We start from the raw sequence: 6960 nt of genomic DNA on the forward strand, positions 1-6960 counted from the left end.
TTTAATTGCCAATATAAAGTCCCCATACAGTATGGCATAGCTCTTCTGTGAGCTTCAATAGCAGTTTTCATACCGCTGGCTTGCAATAGTTGGGAAACATACAAATAATCTTCAAATTTTTTTGGAACCAAAAAATCGCGTTTCATATATTCATCAATGATTTTATAGCCTGTTGGATGCTTCTGATGATTTTTTATAGATTGCGAATTTAAGTTTAAAAAACCTGCATCTGTAAAGGATTTGAAGTTCTCCAAATTTGGCATACCTTGAAAACCGTATTCGCTCATAAATCGTCCTACTTTATGTTCATATACTTCAAAAGGTTCATTGCCCCACCAAACACCCCAATAATGTGAGTCTCCTTGTGTTAAACTTTCTTTTCTGCCCCAACCAATAGAGGGTGAAGATGGCCAGTATATTGCTTTGTTTTTTGGAAGCAGACTGTCTATTGTTTTTGGAATTAATTCGTGAAATAATTTTTTATAATCGTTCCAAATTTGAGTTGAATCTGCTTTTGAATATTTAAATTCTTTTTGCCAACCCCAATTTTTCCATCCTTCATCACTTTCATTATTACCACACCAAATAGCTAGCGAAGGATGATTTTGCAAACGATTTACGTTATCTATAACTTCGTGTTTTACATTTTTTAAAAAATCATCATCACCAGGATACATCGCACAAGCAAACATAAAATCTTGCCAAACTAAAATCCCGTTTGCATCGCAGGCTTCATAAAAAACATCACTTGCATAAACGCCTCCACCCCAAACACGCAACATGTTCATGTGAGCATCTGCGGCATCCTTAATTCTTGCTTTGTAAATAGAATCTGTAACTCTGGGCATAAAGCTATCGTCAGGTATATAATTTGCTCCTTTCATAAAAATAGGAACACCGTTTAATTTAAAATAAAAACGCGATCCAATTTGATCCTTTTCCTGAATTAATTCAAGAGTACGTAATCCAATATTAATTTTTTTTGAAGAAACTGGGCCTTTATCGTCTACCAAGCTAATTTCAAAAGGATATAAATTAGCTTTACCTAAGCCATTAGTCCACCACAGTTTAGGGTTTTGTACTTCGTAGATCAATGAAACTTTATTTAATCCTTTCTTTAAATTTATTGTAGAAAGAGAATCATTTATTTTTAATTGAACCGTGTTTGTTCCGTCTGATTTTATGTCTGTAATAAACTCTATAATTGCTTTTTCTTTATTTAATTCTAATTGATTGTGTTTAACAAGTTCAATATGAGCATTGTTCCAAAAGTTGAGGGATACATTTTTCCAAATACCTGCTGTTACAAATCTTGGACCCCAATCCCAACCGTATTGATACTGTGCTTTTCTTGTAAATATTTTTTCATCAGCAGGTAACGTATAAAAAAGTTTTTTTGCTTTATTTTTTCCTTCAATAACAGCTGATTTGAATTTGATTTCGATGGTGTTTACTCCTTCAACTAAATGATTTTTTACAGCTGTTTTCCAAATTCGAAACATGTTATTGGCTACTAAGATTTCAATTCCGTTGACAAAAACAGTTGCGTAAGTGTCTAAACCATCAAATTTTAAATCAATATGTTTATAATTTATTTCTGATTTTGAAACTAAAAATGACGTTTTATATACCCAGTTTTCATTTTCTATCCATTGCACATCTTTTTCGTTAGTCCCAAAAAAAGGATCCGGAATAACATGGTTTAAGTATAAGTCGGTATGAACAGTACCTGGAACTTGTGCAGGCAACCATTTGTTTAAATTTTCTTGTTTAAATTTCCAATATTCTGCGTTTAAACTGCGTTCAATATTCTGACTCAAAAGATTCATGGAAACAAATAGTAAGAAAATAAATTTACGCATTCAGAATGGTTTTTAATTTTTGAATTTCAATAGCGTTTGCAATTTCAGAATCATCTGTAATTGCTGAAGAATGAAAGTGAGTAGCTTTAGTCTTACTTTTTAAGTAACCCAAATTTGAGGATCGTAAACCCCCTCCGGCCATAATATTTATACGTTTATTAGATTTTTGAACGAGTATTTCTAATTGATGCATTCCATTGTTAACATTTGGTGCATTACCTGAAGTTAATATTGTTTGGAAATCGCATTCTATTATTTTTTCTAGAGCTTCCAAAGGGTTTAAAACAAGATCAAAAGCTCTGTGAAAAGTACATGGAAAAGGTTTTGCTAATTCTACTAATTCACTATTTTGAATCTTATTTATCGAATTGTCTTTATTTAAAATTCCGAAAACAAATCCGTTTATCTGTATCTTTTTAAGTGCTCTAATTTCATTTTTCATTTTTTCAAATTCAGCATTAGAATACACAAAATTGCCTCCTCTTGGCCGAATCATTACATACAAATCAATATGCAATTGGGAGCGTACGTGTTTTATGGTTTCAAATGTGGGTGTAGTTCCGCCTTGTCTCATATTCGCACAAAGCTCTACTCTATCTGCGCCATTTTTTTGAGCAATTAAAGCTGATTCCGAGTTAAAACAAGCAATTTCTAGTTGTGTCATTATTTTACAAAATAATCTGAATTTACTAATTTATTTCCTGAATCATCGTTGACGGCAAAGTTAAAACCTCTTTGTATGCAATATGCTCCATATGCTCCTTTTTTATTTAAAGCAATAAATCCGACTTGTATGTCATTAAGGTTTTTATTTCTGTTATGTGTCAATTTTACAATTCGAGCAACGGCTTCTTCACAAGCTTCTTGTGGTGTTTTTCCCTGACGCATCAATTCAACAACTAAATGACAACCTACTATGCGTATAACTTCTTCTCCGTGACCAGTTGCTGTTGCAGCTCCAACTTCATTATCCACATACAAACCCGCGCCAATTATGGGCGAATCTCCTACTCTACCATGCATTTTAAAGGCCATTCCACTAGTTGTACAAGCACCCGAAAGATTTCCATGAGCATCTAAAGCGATCATTCCAATGGTATCGTGATTTTCTATATTTGCTTTTGGCAGGTATTCACTGGTTTTGAGCCATTCTTTCCATTCTTTTTCTGAATCCGCCACCAATAAATTTTCTTTTTCAAAGCCTTGTGACAAAGCAAATTGCAATGCTCCATCTCCTACCAACATGACATGTGGCGTTTTTTCCATAACAGCTCGTGCAACAGAAACAGGATGTTTTATGTGCTCTAGAGCCGCTACAGAACCAATATTTGAAAATTCATCCATAATACACGAATCGAGCGTTACTTTTCCATCTCTATCTGGTCTTCCTCCATAGCCAACACTTCTTTCGCTAGCGTCTCCTTCAGGTATTTTTACGCCGGCCTCTACAGCATCCAAAGCTCTACCTTGATTTTTAAGAATTGTCCATGCTGCACCATTAGCTTGAACTCCAAAATTCCATGTAGAAATTACGATAGGCTTATTAACTTTCTGATCTTCAACTCGAATTTGGAGCCCCTCTTTTGTTTTGAATGAATTTAAGGCTAAGGCTATAGCAGCTGTAGCAGTTGTTTTTAAAAAATTTCTTCTGTTTTCCATATTAGTTAACTGTTATCTCATCTATAAAAAGCCAAGAATCATTTCCTTCGCCTGGTTTGCCTTCAGAAATTTTTCCGTTATTTTTTACTGTTATTTTTATATATTTTGCCTCTACTGAATTAAAATATAAATTAATAGAACCTTTTAATTCTTCGATTTCATGTTCAGATAAACTTTCTTGAATTTCGAAATTAACACCATCCAAAGATGTTTCTATTGCAATTGCTAAAGGCAAATAAATCCAACTGCTTTGTCCATCATAAACATGAAATTGGACATTTGAAATCGATTCAATGGTTTTAAAATCTATAGTTGCAACAACATCATCTCCACTAAACCCTAACCAGTCTTTTCCAAATTTTTGAGTATCTCCATAAATACCATCCAGTAAAGTAAAGGTGTTTCCATTTGAAAAATTTTTGCTCGGAGGAAACTCTAAAGTCAGTTTCTTAGCTGTAGATTTTGAAATCGTAAAATTTTGTTCAACTCCGTTTCCTTTTTTTAAATTGTCTTCAAAATAAGAAGCTCTTATCTTTTGATTTTTTGAAATAGAAATAGATTTACCATATTTATTTGAATTTAAATGAGGTTCAGAATCATCTGTTGTAAAGCGAATGTCATTGTTGTTTCTTGATTGTAACGTGTATTGCAAAATACCTTCTTTTTCTTCAACATTAGCCTTAATATCATATATGGCTTCACTATAATTAATACCTTTCTTTTTAAAAACGGCTAAATGATGAATTAAACGATCTTCAAAGTTTTTATAATTATTAGGATCAGAAGTTCCCCATAGCACTTCAGACAAAGCGGTCATGCGGGTCATCATCATATACTCAACGTGAGCAGATGAAGTAATATACTCCGTCCAAACATTAGCTTGTGCGCCCAAAATATATTGAGCCTCTTCTGAAGATAATTCTTCTGGAATGGGATTATACGAATACACTTTTTCTACCGTAGTATAACCTCCTATGGCAAGAGGTTCATTTTTGGGATCAGCTTGGTAATGGTCAAAATAACAATGTGAGCTTGGTGTCATTACTGCATAATGTTTTTGTTTGGCAGCCCTTATTCCTCCTTCTGTTCCTCTCCAACTCATAACAGCTGCATTAGGAGCCAAACCACCTTCAAGAATTTCATCCCATCCTATTATTTTTCGCCCTTTGGAGTTAACAAATTTTTCAATTCTTTGAATAAAATAACTTTGCAATTCATGCTCATCTTTTAACTCATTTTCTTGAATTAATTTTTGACAATGACCACAAGATCTCCATCGTGTTTTTGGACATTCATCACCACCAATATGAATATATTGTGAGGGAAACAGGGCAATAACTTCAGTTAATACATCTTGCAAAAAAATAAAGGTTTCCTCTTTAGGGCAAAAAACATCTTCTAAAACACCCCAAGTTTTTGCCACTTCAAAAGGTCCGACTGCACAAGCAAATTCTGGATATGCTGCTAAAGCGGCAACAGCATGCCCAGGCATCTCAATTTCAGGCACAACGGTTATGTGACGTTGTGTTGCATAAGCTACAACTTCTTTAATTTGTTCTTGTGTATAAAAACCCCCATAAGTTAGCTTGTCAAATTTTTGGTCGCTGTAGTGTCCAACCATAGATCCCGATCTCCAAGCAGCAATTTCTGTTAATTTTGGATATTTTTTTATTTCGATGCGCCAACCTTGATCATCTGTTAAGTGCCAATGAAACGTATTTAGTTTATATGTTGCCAAATAGTCTATGTAGTTTTTAATAAATTCTAATGAAAAAAAATGACGTGCTACATCAAGATGCATACCTCTCCATTGAAATTTGGGTGCATCAAAAATAGAAACCGCATTTAAATTAATTTCATTTGAATTTGAAAAAGGAATCATTTGCAATAAAGACTGAATTCCATAAAAAACACCTGAATTTGAAAAGGCAGAAATATAAATTGTTTTGTTTGAAACATCAAGATTGTATTGTTCTTTATTAAAATTTATTGTGTCTGGAATTCTTATGTTAATTTGAATTGAATTTTTAGAAGTGATATTAGAAGTGATATTCAGTTTAAAACCTGTCAGAATTTTTATTTGTTCTTGAAGGTATTTTGCTTCAAAAGAATATTCATCTGCTTGAATAGTTGTATTTTGATTTACAACAAAAGAACCTAGGTGATATGTTGTTTTTAAGGGCTTTGGGATTATATTATATTGATTTTGTCCAATTGTAAAATTGACAAGAAAAAGCAAACTAAACAAGAAAAAGAATCGCATGTAATTTAATTTTGAAATATAAATGTATAAAAAAAATGCCTCACTTTCGTAAGGCATTTTATATTCAACAAAATTATATGTTATTTTATGTCGTTAATTTTTTGATCAACTTCAGCATCAGTACCCTCAAAAATAGTTTCTTTAATAGTTTCAGTACCATTTAAAACTGAGATTATTTTTACATTTGCTTTCACATTACCGCTTTCGTCTTTAGTTTTTTCTATCATAATTTTTTTTAAAACTTCTTCTGCAGTAGCTTCATTCATAAATTTACACGTTGTGCTTGTACATCCTTTTTCAACACATTCTTCTTTAGACATTGAAGCACATTCACCCATTGAAGCACAACAAGAAATTGCAGCTTTTTCAGTTGATGAATGAACATCACCACCTAATATAGGAGCGATAACTAAACCTATTAAACATGTTAACTTGATTAATATGTTCATAGATGGTCCAGAAGTATCTTTAAATGGATCACCAACAGTATCTCCAGTTACAGCTGCCTTGTGTGCATCAGAACCTTTAAATGTCATTTCTCCGTTAATTTCAACACCTGCTTCAAAAGATTTTTTAGCATTATCCCAAGCACCACCAGCATTGTTTTGAAACACTGCCCATAACACACCTGAAACAGTAACTCCAGCCATATAACCACCTAACATTTCTGCTACTAATTGGTGATTATCTCCATAAATTAACAAGCCTAATAGTACGATTGCAATTGGAAAACCAATAGTCATTACACCTGGAAGCATCATTTCGCGTAAAGCAGCTTTAGTAGAAATATCAACACATTTAGCATATTCTGGTTTACCAGTTCCTTCCATAATTCCTGGGATTTCTTTGAACTGACGACGCACTTCGTATACCATGTCCATTGCAGCTTTTCCTACTGAGTTCATTGCTAATGCAGAGAACACTACAGGAATCATACCTCCAACAAATAACATAGCTAAAACCGGAGCTTTAAATATATTAATACCGTCAATACCTGTAAATGTAACATAAGCAGCAAACAAAGCTAAAGAAGTTAATGCTGCCGAAGCAATTGCAAATCCTTTACCTGTTGCTGCAGTAGTATTTCCTACTGAATCTAATATATCTGTTCTTGTTCTAACTTCTTTTGGTAATTCACTCATTTCAGCAATACCACCAGCGTTATCAGAAATTGGT

5 protein-coding genes are annotated in these 6960 nt (G+C 33.2%); all 5 read right to left on the reverse strand.

What is annotated here, in order from left to right; translation table 11 throughout:
- The coding region (locus AABM47_RS00495) for a glycoside hydrolase family 2 protein (protein WP_338408960.1) at positions 1–1862 on the reverse strand (1862 nt) is incomplete at its 3' end.
- The gene (locus AABM47_RS00500) at positions 1855–2526 is read right to left on the reverse strand and encodes a copper homeostasis protein CutC (RefSeq protein WP_338408961.1); all 672 of its coding nucleotides are present in this window, start codon (positions 2524–2526) and stop codon (positions 1855–1857) included. The genes AABM47_RS00495 and AABM47_RS00500, both read right to left, overlap by 8 nt.
- Complete coding sequence (locus AABM47_RS00505) at positions 2526–3521, reverse strand: N(4)-(beta-N-acetylglucosaminyl)-L-asparaginase (RefSeq protein WP_338408962.1); 996 nt, start codon at positions 3519–3521, stop codon at positions 2526–2528. Before AABM47_RS00505 ends, AABM47_RS00500 begins: the two co-directional genes overlap by 1 nt.
- A gap of 1 nt (position 3522) precedes the next feature.
- Entirely contained in the window at positions 3523–5841 is a 2319-nt protein-coding gene (locus tag AABM47_RS00510; protein WP_338408963.1) for a family 20 glycosylhydrolase, read from the reverse strand.
- A 23-nt stretch (positions 5842–5864) separates the two neighbouring features.
- Positions 5865–6960 (reverse strand): sodium/proton-translocating pyrophosphatase (locus AABM47_RS00515; RefSeq protein ID WP_338408964.1); only part of this gene is annotated, 1096 nt, incomplete at its 5' end.

It is taken from the genome of uncultured Flavobacterium sp., from assembly GCF_963925415.1.
Classification (GTDB): domain Bacteria; phylum Bacteroidota; class Bacteroidia; order Flavobacteriales; family Flavobacteriaceae; genus Flavobacterium.